The 14,711-nt window shown below is 67.5% G+C and carries 17 protein-coding genes; 9 read left to right on the top strand and 8 right to left on the bottom strand.

Annotated elements, in window-relative coordinates; translation table 11 throughout:
• Window positions 1-117: 117 nt before the first annotated feature.
• The 5 genes from MNO14_RS09665 (at window position 118) to MNO14_RS09645 (ending at window position 3,816) form a co-directional block, all read left to right on the top strand.
• Window positions 118-576, top strand: coding sequence for a DNA methylase (locus tag MNO14_RS09665; protein ID WP_241943552.1), 459 nt, complete (start codon window positions 118-120; stop codon window positions 574-576).
• Between the two features lie 312 nt (window positions 577-888).
• On the top strand, window positions 889-1,869 hold the full coding sequence (locus MNO14_RS09660; protein WP_241943551.1) for an alpha/beta hydrolase: 981 nt from the start codon (window positions 889-891) through the stop codon (window positions 1,867-1,869).
• A gap of 157 nt (window positions 1,870-2,026) precedes the next feature.
• Entirely contained in the window at window positions 2,027-2,581 is a 555-nt protein-coding gene (locus MNO14_RS09655; protein ID WP_241943550.1) for a hypothetical protein, read from the top strand.
• Window positions 2,582-2,770: 189 nt separating this feature from the next.
• The gene (locus MNO14_RS09650; protein WP_241943549.1) at window positions 2,771-3,358 is read left to right on the top strand and encodes a UDP-N-acetylglucosamine acyltransferase; all 588 of its coding nucleotides are present in this window, start codon (window positions 2,771-2,773) and stop codon (window positions 3,356-3,358) included.
• Window positions 3,355-3,816, top strand: coding sequence for a hypothetical protein (locus tag MNO14_RS09645; RefSeq protein ID WP_241943548.1), 462 nt, complete (start codon window positions 3,355-3,357; stop codon window positions 3,814-3,816). The genes MNO14_RS09650 and MNO14_RS09645 overlap by 4 nt, the downstream gene beginning before the upstream one ends.
• A 135-nt stretch (window positions 3,817-3,951) precedes the next feature.
• Here the strand turns inward: MNO14_RS09645 and MNO14_RS09640 are convergent, their stop codons facing one another.
• From MNO14_RS09640 to MNO14_RS09620, 5 genes are all read right to left on the bottom strand, one after another.
• A complete protein-coding gene (locus tag MNO14_RS09640) occupies window positions 3,952-4,248 on the bottom strand; it encodes a hypothetical protein (RefSeq protein ID WP_241943547.1) in 297 nt (98 codons plus the stop codon).
• On the bottom strand, window positions 4,245-5,561 hold the full coding sequence (locus tag MNO14_RS09635; RefSeq protein ID WP_241943546.1) for a TFIIB-type zinc ribbon-containing protein: 1,317 nt from the start codon (window positions 5,559-5,561) through the stop codon (window positions 4,245-4,247). Before MNO14_RS09635 ends, MNO14_RS09640 begins: the two co-directional genes overlap by 4 nt.
• 19 nt (window positions 5,562-5,580) lie before the next feature.
• Window positions 5,581-6,741, bottom strand: coding sequence for an SPFH domain-containing protein (locus tag MNO14_RS09630; protein ID WP_241943545.1), 1,161 nt, complete (start codon window positions 6,739-6,741; stop codon window positions 5,581-5,583).
• Between the two features lie 138 nt (window positions 6,742-6,879).
• A complete protein-coding gene (gene rlmF / locus MNO14_RS09625; RefSeq protein WP_241943544.1) occupies window positions 6,880-7,863 on the bottom strand; it encodes a 23S rRNA (adenine(1618)-N(6))-methyltransferase RlmF in 984 nt (327 codons plus the stop codon).
• A gap of 101 nt (window positions 7,864-7,964) precedes the next feature.
• Window positions 7,965-8,240 carry a hypothetical protein gene (locus MNO14_RS09620; protein ID WP_241943543.1) on the bottom strand — a complete coding sequence of 92 codons (276 nt, stop codon included), beginning with the start codon at window positions 8,238-8,240 and terminating at the stop codon, window positions 7,965-7,967.
• A gap of 368 nt (window positions 8,241-8,608) precedes the next feature.
• Here MNO14_RS09620 and MNO14_RS09615 point away from each other — a divergent pair, with 368 nt between their 5' ends.
• The gene (locus MNO14_RS09615) at window positions 8,609-9,061 is read left to right on the top strand and encodes a lipocalin-like domain-containing protein (RefSeq protein ID WP_241943542.1); all 453 of its coding nucleotides are present in this window, start codon (window positions 8,609-8,611) and stop codon (window positions 9,059-9,061) included.
• 67 nt (window positions 9,062-9,128) lie between these two features.
• Here the strand turns inward: MNO14_RS09615 and MNO14_RS09610 are convergent, their stop codons facing one another.
• Both MNO14_RS09610 and MNO14_RS09605 read right to left on the bottom strand, forming a co-directional pair.
• Complete coding sequence (locus MNO14_RS09610) at window positions 9,129-10,313, bottom strand: S1 family peptidase (protein WP_241943541.1); 1,185 nt, start codon at window positions 10,311-10,313, stop codon at window positions 9,129-9,131.
• Window positions 10,314-10,637: 324 nt separating this feature from the next.
• Complete coding sequence (locus MNO14_RS09605) at window positions 10,638-10,826, bottom strand: hypothetical protein (protein ID WP_241943540.1); 189 nt, start codon at window positions 10,824-10,826, stop codon at window positions 10,638-10,640.
• A 33-nt stretch (window positions 10,827-10,859) separates the two neighbouring features.
• Between MNO14_RS09605 and MNO14_RS09600 the strand changes: the two genes are divergently transcribed.
• The 3 genes from MNO14_RS09600 to agaR all read left to right on the top strand — a co-directional run bounded on the left by MNO14_RS09600 (window position 10,860) and on the right by agaR (window position 13,475).
• Window positions 10,860-11,132: a hypothetical protein gene (locus MNO14_RS09600; protein WP_183425521.1), complete on the top strand. Its 273-nt coding sequence runs from the start codon at window positions 10,860-10,862 to the stop codon at window positions 11,130-11,132.
• Between the two features lie 347 nt (window positions 11,133-11,479).
• On the top strand, window positions 11,480-12,523 hold the full coding sequence (locus MNO14_RS09595) for an LD-carboxypeptidase (protein WP_241943539.1): 1,044 nt from the start codon (window positions 11,480-11,482) through the stop codon (window positions 12,521-12,523).
• A 172-nt stretch (window positions 12,524-12,695) separates the two neighbouring features.
• On the top strand, window positions 12,696-13,475 hold the full coding sequence (agaR, locus tag MNO14_RS09590; RefSeq protein ID WP_241943538.1) for a transcriptional repressor AgaR: 780 nt from the start codon (window positions 12,696-12,698) through the stop codon (window positions 13,473-13,475).
• A gap of 15 nt (window positions 13,476-13,490) precedes the next feature.
• Here the strand turns inward: agaR and MNO14_RS09585 are convergent, their stop codons facing one another.
• Window positions 13,491-14,594: an amidohydrolase family protein gene (locus tag MNO14_RS09585; RefSeq protein WP_241943537.1), complete on the bottom strand. Its 1,104-nt coding sequence runs from the start codon at window positions 14,592-14,594 to the stop codon at window positions 13,491-13,493.
• Between the last annotated feature and the right edge of the window lie 117 nt (window positions 14,595-14,711).

Raw genomic sequence — 14,711 nt, 5'->3', positions numbered from 1 at the left:
AGGCGAGTCGGGCAGCATAGCGCCAAGCACCGCTCACCGCGCCGGGTTCGCAGCGGCCGTGGCGAACTGTGACCAAGCGCCTGGGCCCGTCCAGCGCGCATCTGGAGAAGAGGACGCATGCGTCGCCAGTTGCTGCCGCGTGATCTCGGCTTCGAGATCAAACCCCATGACGAGTCGGCCCTGTTCAAGTGGTTCCTGGCCAGCTTCCTGTTCGGCAACCGCATCTCGCAGAGCATTGCAGCCGAGACGTGGCGGGTGATCGTCGAGGTGCACGGCCGGGACACGCCCCGCAAGCTCGGCGCCTGCAGCCATGCGCAACTGGTACGGATGCTCGGCGAAGGCGGCTACCGACGCTACGACGAGTCCACCGCGACCCGTCTCTCGCTGCTGTGCCGCACGCTGATCGACGACTACGATGGCCGCATCCTCGGCATTGCCGAGGCCGCCGGCAGCCGCGAAGACTTCGAGCATCGCCTGCTCGCGTTCAAGGGCGTCGGGCCGGTGACGCTGGGGATATTCATGCAGGAGGCGGGGGCGGCTGTCATGAGCGCTGAATGGCGCAGTTCGGATGAATGACCGATGGGTGGGAGGCGCCGCGGTGATCCAGGTAGCCAAACCTGATAGCCAAACACCACCGAGCCGAATCGCTTGCAGAGCGTAAACGCACAGGTCAAGGGACGGGAACGTCATAACCGGCCTAAGTTTCCTTCGCGAAAGAACACCTGATGGCCTTGTCTTGCATGTGTCAGTGCCCGTGAATTGCCTTATGCCGGGCTCTGATTGAGGGTGGCACCGAGCCGCGCTAGTGTGACCGCTCAAGATCTGCGCTCGCGGGAGCGTTAGGGTGGAACGATGCGTCGAATGATGAGTGGCCTGCTTGGACTCTCCATGCTGATCACCTCGGGCGTGTTGCCGGTGGCCGTGATCGCCCAATCGACACCGAAGCAGCCCACCCCCGAGACACCGTCATCGGACGATGCACCGACAGCCCAGCCCTCGATGGCTTATTGGCGCGAGATCTCCCTGTGGCCGGAGGACTCCCCCGTGCTACAGGCGGGCATCCAAGCGCTGGCGCACGAGGCATGGGCGCTGACTCATCCCAGCATGCTGGTTTACCGGCCTGCGCTTCCTTCGTCGCGCGCTGCGGTGCTGGTCTTTCCGGGCGGCGGCTATAAGGGGCTGGGCATCGGGCCGAAAAGCGCGCTGGGGTTGTACGGCTCGGATGTCTGCAAGTGGCTCACCGATGCCGGCATCACCTGTGTGCTGGTGAAGTACCGCGTGCCCAATACGGGCTGCAACTGGAACCCCGAAACGAAGCGGCATGAGTCGCCCGCCATTCCGATGGCGCTGCAGGACGCGCAACGGGCGATGTCGCTGGTGCGCTACAACGCCGAGGCCTGGAGTATCGACCCGAATCGCATCGGCGTCATGGGATTTTCCGCGGGCGGTCATCTGGCGGTCCTGTCGAGTACCGCCTATGGGGCCCGCGCGTACGAACCTGTCGACGGCGCGGATCGGATGCGCCTCCGGCCCGATTTCGCGATTCCGGTCTATCCCGGGCACATGACCATGGCGCACAAGAATCTGCGCCCCTCGGACTCGCTGGCAGCCCGTGCGCTCAATACCGACATCGTGGTGTCCGCGGCGGTGCCACCGACGCTGCTCATCCATGCGAAGGATGATCCAATCGATCCGGTCGAATATTCCGAGGTCTACGAAACGGCGCTGCGTGACGCGGGGGCGAACGTGACGCTGATCCGGTACGAAACGGGCGGGCACGCGTTCGGTGTGCGCCGACAAGGCACCGGCAGCGACCGTTGGACGCACGATGCCCTGCGCTGGTTGGACGCGCTCGGCTTGCGCCCTTAGCGCGCCGTTGCCGCGATGCCGGCAGTTCGACTGGGGCACGCATGTACGCTGCGCGCTGTGTCGACGTCTGCGAGCACTCTCGTCAATTCTGCGCCCACGCGATAGACTTCGCCGTCCGGCAAATGCCGGTGGGGGCAAGGGAATGCGGAGTTTAGGGGTGCTGTTCGCGGCGCTGTGCGCGTCGATCTTTAGCCTGGGCAGTGTGGCGGCGGCTCCTGTGGAGCCTGCTGCCGGCGAGCCGATGCCGTTGCGCGATGCGCGGCTGGTAGAGGGCATGGTGGCCGGGACGAGTCAGGGAGAGTGGACCGTCCGGTGGTGGCGCTGGGCCATGGGCAAGTGGATCGCGCCGTATCTCGATCCGGACGGGCGCTGGTGCGCCATGGGCCAGGATCCCGACAGCCCGGTCTGGTTCCTCGCCGGCACCGGTGGCAGTTTCACGCCGAAGCGGCGCTGCGTGGTGCCTGAAGGCAAGTATCTGCTGGTCCCCGTCATCAATACGTACTTCCAGGGCAGCGGTGCCGTGGAAGAAGAGGTCTGTGCGCCGGCGCAAGGCTGGGTGGCGGTGAACAACGATCAACTGGCAGCGCGGTGGCGATGCTCGATGGTCGGCCCGTTGGCGATGTCCGGGCATTGCGTGTGCCCAGCGACGGTTGCTTCCAGCTCGATCCCGACGCGCCATCCGCGCTGTCGGCCGCCGATGGCTATTGGCTGATGATCGCGCCGCTGCCACGTGGCCGGCACACGCTCAGCATCGGTGCCAACTAGGCGCCTGGCGACACCGGCTATGGCGGGATGCATCAGAACTTCGAGTACACGCTCGATGTGGGCGGCGAGACGTTGTTGTCGCTCGCCGTTCGTTAGGTCTATCAATCACGCCGGTCACGGCAATCAGGGGGAAGCAATGAAGAAGTTCGTCGGCGCGATGTTCATCGCGCTTGGTCTCGTCGGGTGTGCATCGAATCCGCCGCTCAATTTCTCGGTTCCGAATGTCGGGGTCAGCCAGAACAAGGTCGATGCCGACATGCGGTCGCTCACGGTGACGCTCGCGCGTCCGGATGAGGCGAAGGGCAAGATCCCGGCGGGAGCGCAGCATGAGATTCCGCAGATGTGGGAAAACGCGCTCACCGAAGCCCTGAATCGAATGGCCGTGTTCGATGACAACTCGCTTCGCAAGGTCAGCCTGTCGGTCAAGGTGCTCGAACTGGACATCCCGGCGTTCGGTGCCTCGATGACGACCTCGACCACCGCGCGCTACGAGCTCATCGATCGCGCTACCGGCGCGATCATCTATACCCAGGACATCAGCGCAGATGGTGTGGTGCCTGCCGGGTATGCCTTCGCGGGCGTCATCCGGGCGCGCGAGTCGATCAATCGGTCCGTCCAGAACAACATCACGCAGTTCCTGCAGGCGCTGGAAACGGTGGATGCCTCGCGGCCGATGTTCCCGTCAGGCCGGACCGAAGCGTCCCGGACCGAATCGTCGCCATGAAGGCGGCCTGGATCGCGATGGCGCTGATGACGGCAGGTTGCGTGCCGAACGTCAGACCTGACAGTTATTCGATCGGTAGCGTCGGCCAAGTGAACCGGACGACCGAAGGCACCATCATCAGCGCAAGGACGGTCATCATCGACGGTTCGCGCGGGGGCGGTGCGGCTGCCGGTGGCGCGGCCGGTGCCGTTGCTGGGTCTCAGATCGGGGGCAGCGATGCCGCCGGGGCTGTCGGCGCGATCGGGGGGCTGGTGGTGGGCGCCATCGCAGGTGCCGCTGTCGAACGCAGTGCATCCACGCAGCACGGCATTGAGTACGTCGTCGAGACCAGCAACGGGAATCTCATGACGGTGGTTCAGGGAGCCGATCCGGCGTTGCCCCCGGGAAGCAAGGTCCTGGTGCTGTACGGAAGTCCGGCCAGGATCATTGCCGACCCGCGCGATCGATCGCAGCCCTGACTGCAGCGCTGTGTCGTCGTCGCGTGGTGGGGGCGCGTCGGCGCAGCCAGGTCGGCGATAGGGGACGGCGATCCGGCCGGTCGTGATCCGACCGGTCGGATCTGCGGATGCCCCGATTGTGCCATCCGTCGCGGATCAGTCGTGGGCGTCGCGTCGATCGTCTTGCGCGGTGCCTGTGTCCGCACTCTCCACCCGCCGCACCCGCGCCCGGTAGTCGCGCAGGTTGTCGCCGCGGATGCGGGTGGCCTGGGTGCCTTTCACCGTGCCGACCTTGGTGTCGGTGCCGGTGACGGGCGTTGCCTCGATGGTGGTCTCGCGCTCGAAGGCGTGCGACTTGTCGGTGTTGCGGTAGTAGCGGTACAGCGCCCAGTACAGCGCGGTGGCGCCGGCGGGGCCGGCGAGCAATAGCCAGAGTCCGTTCTCGTCGCTCATGCCATGGTCACCAGGGCTGCGATGGCGAGGCCTTCGAGGATCGTGCCGACGGTGAGCGCGGCCAGCAGCAGCTTCCACTGCTGCACGGGCACGCTGCCCATGGTCTCGCCGGTACGGCCGTTGACGGCGATGTAGTGCAGAAGGCCGCCGTTCTTGCCGGGCTGGTGATAGGAGTACAGCCAGACCGGCAGGTACATCGAGACCCAGCGCGTGCCGTGGACGTCCAGGCGCTCGTGTTCCCAGCGCACACCGCGGTCGTAGCGACGCGCCGAGCCTTCGACCTGGGCGCGGGCGATCGACAGCAGCTGGTCTTCCAGACGCGGGCGCAGGTGCTCGATGTTGCGGTTGCGCTTTTCGGAGCTGAAGCCGCTCAGGTACGAGGCGTTCCAGCGCACGGCATTCTTGGTGTCGAACGGCAGGATCGTGTTGATGATGTTGTTGGTGTTGGCCTGGATATCCAGGTTGCCGCGCTCGGCCGAGGACTCCAGCGGCAGGTCGTCGACGGTGAAGTCCACCTGCCGTTCGACGTGATAGACGTCGGCGTCGTAGTAGGTCTTCTTGTTGTTGTCGGTGCCGCGAGTGTAGCGGCGCGTTTCGATCTCGCCTTCGCCGGCCACCGCGGCGCTGGCCCGGGCATCGACGATCATGTAGGGCAGGTAGACGCCGATGACATTCTCGGGCTTGAACTGGTCCTTGAATGCTTTGAGCGCGAACAGCCGGCGCTTGTCGACGAACTGGCGGATGCGTGCGACCGCATCGTCCTTCTTGATGTGGAATGGCAGCACGGCGTCGGGCACGGCGCCGTTGGGCACCTGCTCGTTGATGCCGAACACGTGGCGACACCAGTGGCACCGCGCGGTCATCGCGTTTTCGGTGTTGATGGTGACCTCGGCGCCGCAGCCGCTACACTTGAAGCTCATCAGCGCCGCGGCGTCGGCGGCGATGTCGCGGGCGCCGGAGGCGACGACGGTGCCGGTCAGGGTGTCGATGCCTTCGCCGAAACCGAAGACTTCCTCCACGCGCTCGCCATGCCATTCGTTGCGGCAGTACTGGCAGACGAGCAGGTCGGTGCCGGGCTTGTGGCGGATATCGGTCGAGCCGCACTTGGGGCAACGGTTGATACCGTCGCGCAGTTCGGCCGACGCGGTGTCGATGGCGACTGGGTCGGGCGCCTCGAGTTCGTCGCGGATCGCGCCCGGCAGCGTGGCCGGGTCGATGGGATGCGTCCCGGGCAGCGGCGGGACATCGCGCGGCGAGCCCGGGCCGTCGACCGGCCGGGCCGGTAACGGCGGGGGCAGCTTGGGATCGGACATGGGCGCGGCGCCGGTGGTCTTACAGGCCCAGTGCCTTGGCCTTGAGCGCGTCGTAGTCGGCCTGGGTGATCAGGCCGAGGTCGAGCATCTCCTTGGCCTTGGTGAGCTTGGAGACCGGGTCGTCGGCCGCCGGAGCGGCGGCCGCAGGCGGCGTGGCGGGTTGCTGCAGACTGCCGAGCCCGCCGGCCATGCCGGAGGCCATGCCCAGGCCGACCAGGCCCGCGGCGCCGCCGTGCTCGCCCGCTGATTGCATGCCCTGCGCGACGCTGGCCTGCAGGTTGGAATTGCCGCGTGTACCGGCCAGCGCGTCGGCGCGCTGCACGGTCTTGAGCAGTTCGCGGGTGTTGGCGTCGTACTCGATCGAGACGATGGCGGTCTTGACGATCGCAAGCCCGCGGTCTGACTTCCACTGATAGCCCTGTTCCACAGCGGCCGACAGGCTCTGGGCGAAGCCCAGCGAATCCTGCTGGAGCTTGGTGATGCGATTGCCCTTGGCCGGATCGTTGGTGTACAGGCTGAAGGCCGGGGCGAGCGAGCCGACGACCTCGTTGAACAGTTGGCTGGCTGCGGCGTTGTCGATGTCGGTGAAGTCGAACACCTGGCCCGGCTGCAGGTAGCTGGCGGGCACGAAGTTCTTCACGAACAGGATCGGGTCGACGATCTTGAGCGTGTAGGAGCCTCGGGTGATCGCGCCGACCTGGGTGCCGAGGAAGCCGTCGTCCCAGTAGATCTCCGACTGGGTGCCGAAGCGGTTGTCCGGCAATTCCTTGAGCGAGACGAAGAACGCCGCCTGCTGGGCGCCGGGTTGGCCGCCGAACTTGAAGCGCTCCCAGCTCTGGCGGATCAGCGGGCTGACGATGCCATCGCCGGCGAAGATCGACTGCGAGTTGACCTCGTCCGAGCGCCACTCATAGCCGCCCGGTTCGGCGACGAAGCCGGTGATCGCGCCGTCCTGCATCAGCAGCAGGCCGTAGCCCTCGGGCACGACGATCTTCGAGCCGTTGGTGATGACGTGGTCCGAGCCGCGGGTGTTGGACCCACGCCCGGCGTTGGTGCCCTGGGGCACGGCGGCGAACAGCGCGGCGGTCGGGGGCAGGCCCGCCGGCACCGTGAGGAAGTCCTTCCACTGGTCCGCGAACACGCCGCCGACCGCGCCTTTCACTGCCTGCACAAGACCCATGGACACTCCTGCGTTCGACGGCGGGCACCGCGCCCGCCGTATCGCCGGACTATACCCGCGCGCGGGGCTGTGGCGCGTTGGGAGCGCCCGCAGTTCAGCGGGGCCGCAGGTCGCGGCCGCCGGAGGCGCCGGCCGGCGTCAGGACCGGCCGGTGGTTCGCCACTGCGCACGGCCGGCGGCGTCGTGGAAGGTCCAGGCCACGAAGCGGCTCTGCTTGCTGCCCTGGGCCATCGCGACCTCGCGCACCTCGACGGCCTCGGCCTGGCGCAGTTGCCGGCGCAGGCCCGAGAGGTGTTCGGCGCGCGCGACGAGGCTGGTGAACCACAGCACCTGGCGGCCGATGCCGGCGCTTTCGCGGACCATCTTGCGCAGGAACTCGGCTTCGCCGCCCGGGCACCACAGTTCGTGGTCGTGACCGCCGAAGTTGGGGGCCGGCGACGACCCGCGCCCGGCGGGCGGCACCTTGCCGAGTTGGCGGCGCTTGCGCTGGTGCGCGCCGGCGGCCTCGGCGGCGGAGGCATGGAAGGGCGGATTGCACAAAGTGAGGTCGAAACGCTCGTCTGCGTGCACGATGGTCTGGAAGATGCGGTTGCGCGCCGACTGGTGGCGCAGCGCGATGGCCTTGTCGAGTCGGTTGGCATGGACGATCGCGGTGGCGACCTGCAGCGAGGTGGCGTCGACGTCGCTGCCGACAAAGCGCCAGCCGTACTCGGCATGGCCGAGCAGCGGGTAGATGCAGCTGGCGCCGATGCCGACATCGAGGACGCGCACCGAGGCGCCGCGCGGGATCGTGCCATCGCCGGAGGCGGCGAGCAGGTCGGCCAGGCCATGCAGGTAGTCGGCGCGGCCGGGGATCGGCGGACACAGCGCGCCGTCGGGCAGATCCCAATGCGCGATGCCGTAATCGCTGCGCAGGATCGCGCGGTTGAGCGCGCGCACCGCGGCGGGGTCGTCGAAGGCGATGCTGGTGTCGCCGCGCGGGGTGGTCAGCAGGTGGGCGGCAAGCTCTGGACTGGCGGCGACCAGCCTGGGAAAGTCGTAGCGGCCCTGATGGCGATTGCGCGGGTGCAAGGCGGGGGCGCTGCGCGCAGCGGTGCGGGCGGCGCCGGGAGAAGCGGGCATGCGGACACTCGGTGGGACGGACGGCGGGCGTCAGTATGGCGGCTGTCGTGCGCGGACAAGAAAAAACCCGCCCGAGCGGGGGGCTTTCGGACGTCGCCGGTTTACGGCAGGTCGCACTGCATCTTGGCGTCGACGGAGTAGGGCTTGGGTACGTCGGGATTCTCGCTGGTGCGCTCGAACACCACCTCGAACGAATCGGCATTCGGCGTGCCCTTGCGCTCGGTACAGGCGGCCTGGAGCTTGTCTTTGACGGCGGCGATACCGGCGTCGCGATTGGCGCCTTCGGCGCTGTTGGTCAGGTTGACGACCTCGGCGGCAGCCTGGGCGCTCAGGGCCAGCAGGCAACCGGCGAACAGCATGGCGGGCACGTGCCTCATAGCGATCTCCTTGTCGGGCGTGTGGGAAGAACGACGGTGCGGGGATGTCGAGCCCCGGAGTCGTGGACGGGCGTCAGGGTAGGAAAGCGAGGTTAAGGTGGCGTGCGCGTGCCCGATGACAGCCCAGAAGCGCCATCCATCGGAGCAGGGCGGCCGAGAACCGCGGATGGCGCATCGTCGGGCCGCGGCGCCATGCGCGGCGCGGTCGCCGACTGACAGTGACGGGGAAGTGCCAAAATCGCGGCGTCGACCCCTTCGTTACGGAGAAACCGGCCATGCGTTTCGTATCCCTTGCGCCGCTGCTGTTCGCGATCGCCACACCGTTGGCGGCCCATGCCCAGTCGCAGCCCGCCCCAGGAGATGCCCCGATGACCCACGCCAGCCCTGCGAACCCGGCATCGGCCATCCAAGGCACCTGGCGGTTGGTGTCCTACGAGGTGGAGGTCAAGGCCACCGGGGAGCTGTTCCCGCCGATGGGCGAGAAGCCGACGGGCTATACGATCTTTTCGCCCGAGGGGCGGGTGTGGTTCGTGCTCACCGCGCAGGGGCGCGAGCCGGGCGAAAGCGAGCGCGAAAAGGCGCGTCTACTGGAGACCGTAATCGCCTACACCGGCCGGTACCGGATCGAAGGCGATGCCTGGATCACCGCGGTGGATGTCGCATGGAACCCGGCATGGGTCGGGACCGAACAGCGTCGGCAGTTCAAGCTGGAGGGCGATCGGCTGCAGGTGCTCACGCCGTGGCGGTTGATGCCCAACTGGGCCGACAAGGGCGAGACGCGCAGCATCATCACGTTCGAGCGCGCGCACGAAACGCGCTGAGCCGGATATCTGCGGTATCGCAAACGCGGCACCCCGGCGGACCGGGGCGCAGCATCGCACGCGCGCGTCAGTTCGTGACCAGGGTGACGCCGTAGGTGCTGAGCATCGGGGTCACCCGTTGGTACCAGCTGCGGCGCTGATTCTGCGCGATGCCGCAATTGGTGCCGTCGCTGCCGAGTGCGCCGCCCGAGGTGACGCCCTGCGCATGGCCCGCCGAAGAAATCCACGAGCCGCCCGAATCGCCCTGGCCGGCACAGGCGTTGGATTCCCGCAAGCCATTCACCGTGCCCTGGGCGTAGTTCACGCTGACGTTGGTGCGGGTGATCGTGCCACAGCGCCAACCGGTGCGATAGCCGGAGCGGCACACCGCCGAACCGACCGCCGCCTCCGCACTGCCGACGACCGGCGTGGTGCTGCTGCCGCTGTGCTGCCACACGCGACCGAACAACGCGTCCTGCTGACGCACGGTGGCCCACGCGGCGTCGGAGCCCGGGAACGTGCTGGATTGGAAGCTGCCGACGGTCGTGCCGCCGATGCGCACGGCCGTGCCCGCGCTGCCGCAATGGCCGGCGGTCACGAAGCCCTTGGTGCTGCCGCGGGTCACCGGGAAGCCGATCGAGCAGCCGTTGTACTGGATGCCGCCATAGATATTGATCAGCGTGGAGGGGATCTGCTCGGATACCTCGAAGTGCAGCGCGCCGGTCTCGACATCGCTGCGCGCCAGGAAATCCATCACCGCGTCGGTGCGGCCGGCGCCGGGCGACAGGGTGACGACGACGCGGTTGTTGGGCAGGTCGACGCCCCAGGATTGCACACCGTCGAGACGACGCATGACCCGCGAGGTGGCTGACTGGTCGAGCGCGTGCACCGCCTGCTCGAGCTCGTACAGGCTGTAGCGCACTTGGCGAACATCGGCGCCTTCTACCGCAGGCAACCGCTGGCGGCCCTGCACTGCGGTACCCACCACCAGACGCGGATGCCCGTCGGCATCGTGTTCGATCCAGGTGCCGGCATAGCTGTCGCCATACAACTGGCGTGCCGCGGCTTCGGCCGCCGGCACCTTGCGTTCTGTATCCACGGTCACGCGGTACTGGTCCTGGGTCATGCCCAGGTCGCGTTCCAGCGCGGCGACCATGCCAGGGTCCAGACTCGGCAGGCCGGGTTGCGCGGCCAGGGCACTGCCGCTTGCGGCAGCAGCCGAAAGCAGGGCGAGGGCGAGAGTGCGGCGAACCGCTGCGTGCAGGGTGTGCATAGGTGCTTCCTCCTTGGCGCATTCGAAGTGGGTCGTCCCAGCGGTCCGCCTCGGGGCCGATGTCGAGGGCAACGCAGTGCGACCGCCTCGCCCAGCCGCCCATGCCGCAGGGCAGTGGGCGTGATGCGCCAGGAGATCCGACACGACCGCGCGGATCGATGTCGATGGCCCAATGGCGACGCATGCGTTGGGCGCGGAACACTGCGATTGCCGTCCGGCATCCTGCTCCGGAACGGGCTTGCTGGACACGACGCGCCGCGATCGCAAGGCCTCTGCCGCGTGTTCCCGGCGCCTTTCGACCCTAGGGCGGTCAAACGACTGCGGTCAAGCGCGAATGCACTGACTGAATGCCAACCAGCGCTCCTTTTCCGACATTGATGTGATGCCGATGCAGTGGTCGGCAGCAAACTGTGCGCTCGGTCTGCAACCACGTGTCGAGCCGGTCGCGCTGCGGCGGGCGTTGTCATCGGCGCGACACCCGCATTCAATCTCCTGGTCTTGCAGCGCGTGCATGATGCGGGCTCCCCCAAGCGAATGGAGACCAGGATGAAGACGCGGACAATCACCGGGGTTCTGCTGCTGGCGGCGCTGTCGAGCACGGCGGCGTTCGCCGCACGCCATCATTACGATGTCGTCGGCGAAGGCTATGGCCGGACCCAGCAGGAAGCGCTCGAGTACGCCGAGCGTGCGGCCTACGAGCAGTGCTACAACAACTGGGGCCAGGCCGGCCAGGAGCTCACGGTGCTGGCCGAGTGGGTCGATCCGGCCACCGGCTATATCCACATGCGCGTGTCGCTGGGCTGCACGGTCGACGACTGACGCAGCGCGGGTCCGACAAGCGATATGCGCATCGGCGGCCCGCAGCGGGCGGACGATATCGTCGCGATGCCGCGCCGCAATGCGTCGGGGCATGTCGTACGTCGACGTGGGCGTGTGCGCCGAGGTGGCGCTGATGCGGTCGCATATGGAACAGGAGGCGGGCCGGGCGCGGCATGGGCACGAGCGTGAGGGTTCGGACTGGCGCGACCCTGTGCGAGGCGCAGGGGCATTCGACAACCGCCAACGTCGTCGAGCGCGTGCTCGGCGAGATCGGCACGCAAAGGGTTGCAATCGGAACTGCCGAAGAAGTTGCTAGTCTGCCGCAACACTTGAGCGACAGGTGCGACATGGACCGGCGACACTTCCTCACCCACGCTGCGCTGGCCGCGATGGCGTCCGCGTTGCCGCTGGATGCGCTCGCCCAGACGCAGGCCGCTTCGGCCGGCGCGCTGCTCGCCCCCGCACTGCGACCCGGCGACACCGTCGGCCTGATCAGTCCGTCGTCGCCGGTGGATGAGCCGTTCGACCTCGAACTGGCGCAGGAGGTGATGCGCGCGCTGGGCTTCAAGGTCAAGACCGGTGCGCATTTCGCCGGCCGACGCGGTCATCTGGCCGGTACCGATGCCGAGCGGGCAGGGGACCTCAATGCGATGTTCGCCGACCCCCAGGTGCGGGCGGTGATCTGCGTGCGGGGCGGCTCGGGCGCCGCGCGGCTGCTGCCGTTGCTCGACTACGACACGATCGCGCGCAATCCCAAGGTGCTGCTGGGCTACTCGGATATCACCGCGCTGCACAGCGCGATCCACGCCCGCACCGGGCTGGTGACCTTCCACGGCCCCAACGGCACGGGCAGCTGGAACCGCTTCAACGCCGATCAGTTCCGGCGGCTGTTCTTCGCGCGCGATGCGATGGTCTATCGCAATGCGGTGGACGACGCCGACGAGCTGGTGCCGCGCCGCAACCGCACCACGACCATCACCGGCGGGCGGGCCCAGGGCGCGCTGTTCGGCGGCAATCTGACCGTGCTCAGCGCGCTCGCCGGCTCGCCGTATCTGCCCGACTTCGACGGCAAGATCCTGTTCCTGGAGGACGTGGACGAAGCGCCGTACCGGATCGACCGCATGCTCAGCACGCTCAAGCTGATGGGCGCGCTCGACCGGATCGCAGGCCTGATCTTCGGCCAGTGCACTGACTGCGACCCGGGGCCGGGCTACGGCTCGCTGACGCTGGCGCAGATCCTCGAGGACCATGTCCGGCCGCTGGGCATTCCGGCCTATCGCGGCGCGATGATCGGGCATGTGCGCGAACAGTTCATCGTGCCGGTGGGCGGCCGGGTCGAGTTGGATGCCGACGAAGGCGTGTTCCGCCTGTTGGCGCCGGTGTTGGCCTGAGCGATGTGTGCCGGCGCCATGCGCTGGGACGAATGTTCTGGGAATTCGGCGGCGCTGATTCGGCAGCGCATGGCGCCTGCGATCATCGCCGCTTCGGCCCGATGTTTCGTTATTCGCTCAATGGCGAAATTTAACGAAAAGGGGCATACTCCGCCGCATTGTGAGAACGTCCATGTCAGGAAGCCGGGATACCAGCCAGCGCAGGTTGCGGATCAGCGAACTGGTGCGTCAGCACGGCAGTGTGCAGGTTGCTTCGCTGGCCGAGTTGTTCGGGGTCAGCGTGCAGACCGTCCGCAAGGATCTGCGCTACCTCGCAGAGCGTGGGGTCATGGCCCGGGCCTACGGGGGCGCGATCGACAGCAGCGTGGTCGGCGGCCCGGCGGCCGAGCCGGCCTATGAGGTCAAGCGCAGCGAGCGCCTGGACGCCAAGCGCCGCATCGGTCGGCTGGCGGCAACGCTGATCAAGGCCGGCGACACCATCGCGATCGACTCGGGCACCACTGCCATCCAGTTGGCAGAAGCGCTGCCCAACATCCAGGTGACCGTGGTCACCAACGACTTCGGTGTGCTGACGGCGCTGACGCCCAAGAACAACGTCGACATCGTCATGCTGGGCGGCGAGTTGCGCCGCAAGAACATGGCCTTCTACGGCGGCATGACGGTGGATGCGATCGACGCCCTGCACGTGGATGTGGTGTTTCTCGGGGTCGACGGTTTCGACCTGGAACGTGGGATCACGACCCACTACGAACCCGAGGCGATGCTCAACCGCAAGATGATCGAGGCTGCGCGCAAGGTCGTGGCGATCACCGACAGTTCGAAGTTCGGGCGCATCTGCCTGCACCGCATCATGCCGGTCGCGGACCTGGACACGCTGATCACCGATTCGGGGGCGCCTGAGGACGTGCGCGAGGCCAGTCGGCAACTCGGCTTCGAGCTGCTGCTGGCCTGACCCGCGCCCCGCGGCTCAGCGCCGGTGCGGGGCGAACACGCGCATCGCGTTGGCGTAGTACACCTTGTCGATCACCTCGCGCGGCAGCGCCAGTCCGCGTACGTCGGCGCGGATGGTCTCGATGCGCTGGGACTGCGCCGTCGCCAGGAACATCCAGTCCGAGCGCCAGGTCGCATGCGCGGCCTGCCGGAACGCGTCGGGGTCGGTGTCCGGCTCCTGGGTCAGGTCGGTGCCGTAGAGCAGGCGGTCCTGGTAGGCGATGAAGAACGCGCGCACCTTGTCGTGGTCGCGCACGGCCTGGTACTGCACCTGGGCCATGCGCGCGGCGAGGTCGACCGTGGCTGCGGGATAACGGTCGAGGAAGGCGGCGAGCCGGTCGACATCCCATTCCAGGCTGGCCATGTGCGCGCCGACGAAGCGCAACTGCGGATGCGCGTCCAGAAAGCGGTCGCGGACCGCCATGTGGGTCTCATAGCCGGGCTGTTCGGGATGCAGATACATGTGGTACTCGGGATGGTTGCCGAAGTACTCGCGGTCGTTGTCGGTGGTCATCTCCTCGAGCGGCAGCCAGCAGTTGTGCGGCTCGCCCTGGTGGCCGATCAGCGGAACATCGAGCGCGCGGATGCGTTCGGCAATCGGCGACAGCGCGGGATGGTCGAGCATGATCGGCCGGCCCTGCGCGTCGGTCTCCACCATGCCGACGTTCTTCCAGATCTTGACCGCGAGCGCGCCGCGCGCGACCTCGGCCGCCAGCGCATCGCCGACCGCCTCCGACCAGCCGGGGCTGTCGAAGCCGGTCATGCGGAAAGTCGCCGCCCAATGGAACCGCGCGGGATCGGCGGCCGCCTGCTTCAGTGCGATCGTGTGCTGGGTCTCCACCGGCGGGAATGCGGGATAGTCGACATTGATCGACAGCAGTTCGAAGCCGTCGGCGCGCGCCTGCTCGACAAACGCGGTCGAGTCGGCGTTGGCGTGCACATGGGCGTCGAATTTGCGGACCGCGGCGAAATCGTCCATCGCATAGAGCGCCGCGGTGGGGGCGGTGTCGGGGCGAGGGGCGGCGCAGGCGCCGAGCGCGCAGGCGGCGACGAGCGCCGCAAGCCGTGACGGGATGGACATGCCGATCTCCAGTTCGATAGCGAAACTTTTTTATCACATAACGAAACAAATGTGTTGCGGTCTCCGGCCGCTTTGTCGCAGACTCGGCGAAACCGAACGAAAGGGGAGAACCCGGCA

It is taken from the genome of Luteimonas sp. S4-F44, from assembly GCF_022637415.1.
In the GTDB taxonomy this organism is placed as follows: Bacteria; Pseudomonadota; Gammaproteobacteria; order Xanthomonadales; family Xanthomonadaceae; genus Luteimonas.
The sequence above is the reverse complement of the archived record's forward strand: the minus strand, read 5'-3'. Positions and strand labels throughout refer to the sequence as shown.

Coding starts and splice junctions, on each gene's coding strand:
- MNO14_RS09640 (WP_241943547.1), bottom strand. CDS start 4,248: ATGAGCGACGAGAACGGACTCTGGCTATTGCTCGCCGGCCCCGCCGGC.
- MNO14_RS09595 (WP_241943539.1), top strand. CDS start 11,480: ATGGACCGGCGACACTTCCTCACCCACGCTGCGCTGGCCGCGATGGCG.
- MNO14_RS09650 (WP_241943549.1), top strand. CDS start 2,771: ATGAAGAAGTTCGTCGGCGCGATGTTCATCGCGCTTGGTCTCGTCGGG.
- MNO14_RS09630 (WP_241943545.1), bottom strand. CDS start 6,741: ATGGGTCTTGTGCAGGCAGTGAAAGGCGCGGTCGGCGGCGTGTTCGCG.
- rlmF (WP_241943544.1), bottom strand. CDS start 7,863: ATGCCCGCTTCTCCCGGCGCCGCCCGCACCGCTGCGCGCAGCGCCCCC.
- MNO14_RS09645 (WP_241943548.1), top strand. CDS start 3,355: ATGAAGGCGGCCTGGATCGCGATGGCGCTGATGACGGCAGGTTGCGTG.
- MNO14_RS09605 (WP_241943540.1), bottom strand. CDS start 10,826: ATGCACGCGCTGCAAGACCAGGAGATTGAATGCGGGTGTCGCGCCGAT.
- MNO14_RS09620 (WP_241943543.1), bottom strand. CDS start 8,240: ATGAGGCACGTGCCCGCCATGCTGTTCGCCGGTTGCCTGCTGGCCCTG.
- MNO14_RS09600 (WP_183425521.1), top strand. CDS start 10,860: ATGAAGACGCGGACAATCACCGGGGTTCTGCTGCTGGCGGCGCTGTCG.
- MNO14_RS09585 (WP_241943537.1), bottom strand. CDS start 14,594: ATGTCCATCCCGTCACGGCTTGCGGCGCTCGTCGCCGCCTGCGCGCTC.
- MNO14_RS09660 (WP_241943551.1), top strand. CDS start 889: ATGCTGATCACCTCGGGCGTGTTGCCGGTGGCCGTGATCGCCCAATCG.
- agaR (WP_241943538.1), top strand. CDS start 12,696: ATGTCAGGAAGCCGGGATACCAGCCAGCGCAGGTTGCGGATCAGCGAA.
- MNO14_RS09615 (WP_241943542.1), top strand. CDS start 8,609: ATGACCCACGCCAGCCCTGCGAACCCGGCATCGGCCATCCAAGGCACC.
- MNO14_RS09665 (WP_241943552.1), top strand. CDS start 118: ATGCGTCGCCAGTTGCTGCCGCGTGATCTCGGCTTCGAGATCAAACCC.
- MNO14_RS09635 (WP_241943546.1), bottom strand. CDS start 5,561: ATGTCCGATCCCAAGCTGCCCCCGCCGTTACCGGCCCGGCCGGTCGAC.
- MNO14_RS09610 (WP_241943541.1), bottom strand. CDS start 10,313: ATGCACACCCTGCACGCAGCGGTTCGCCGCACTCTCGCCCTCGCCCTG.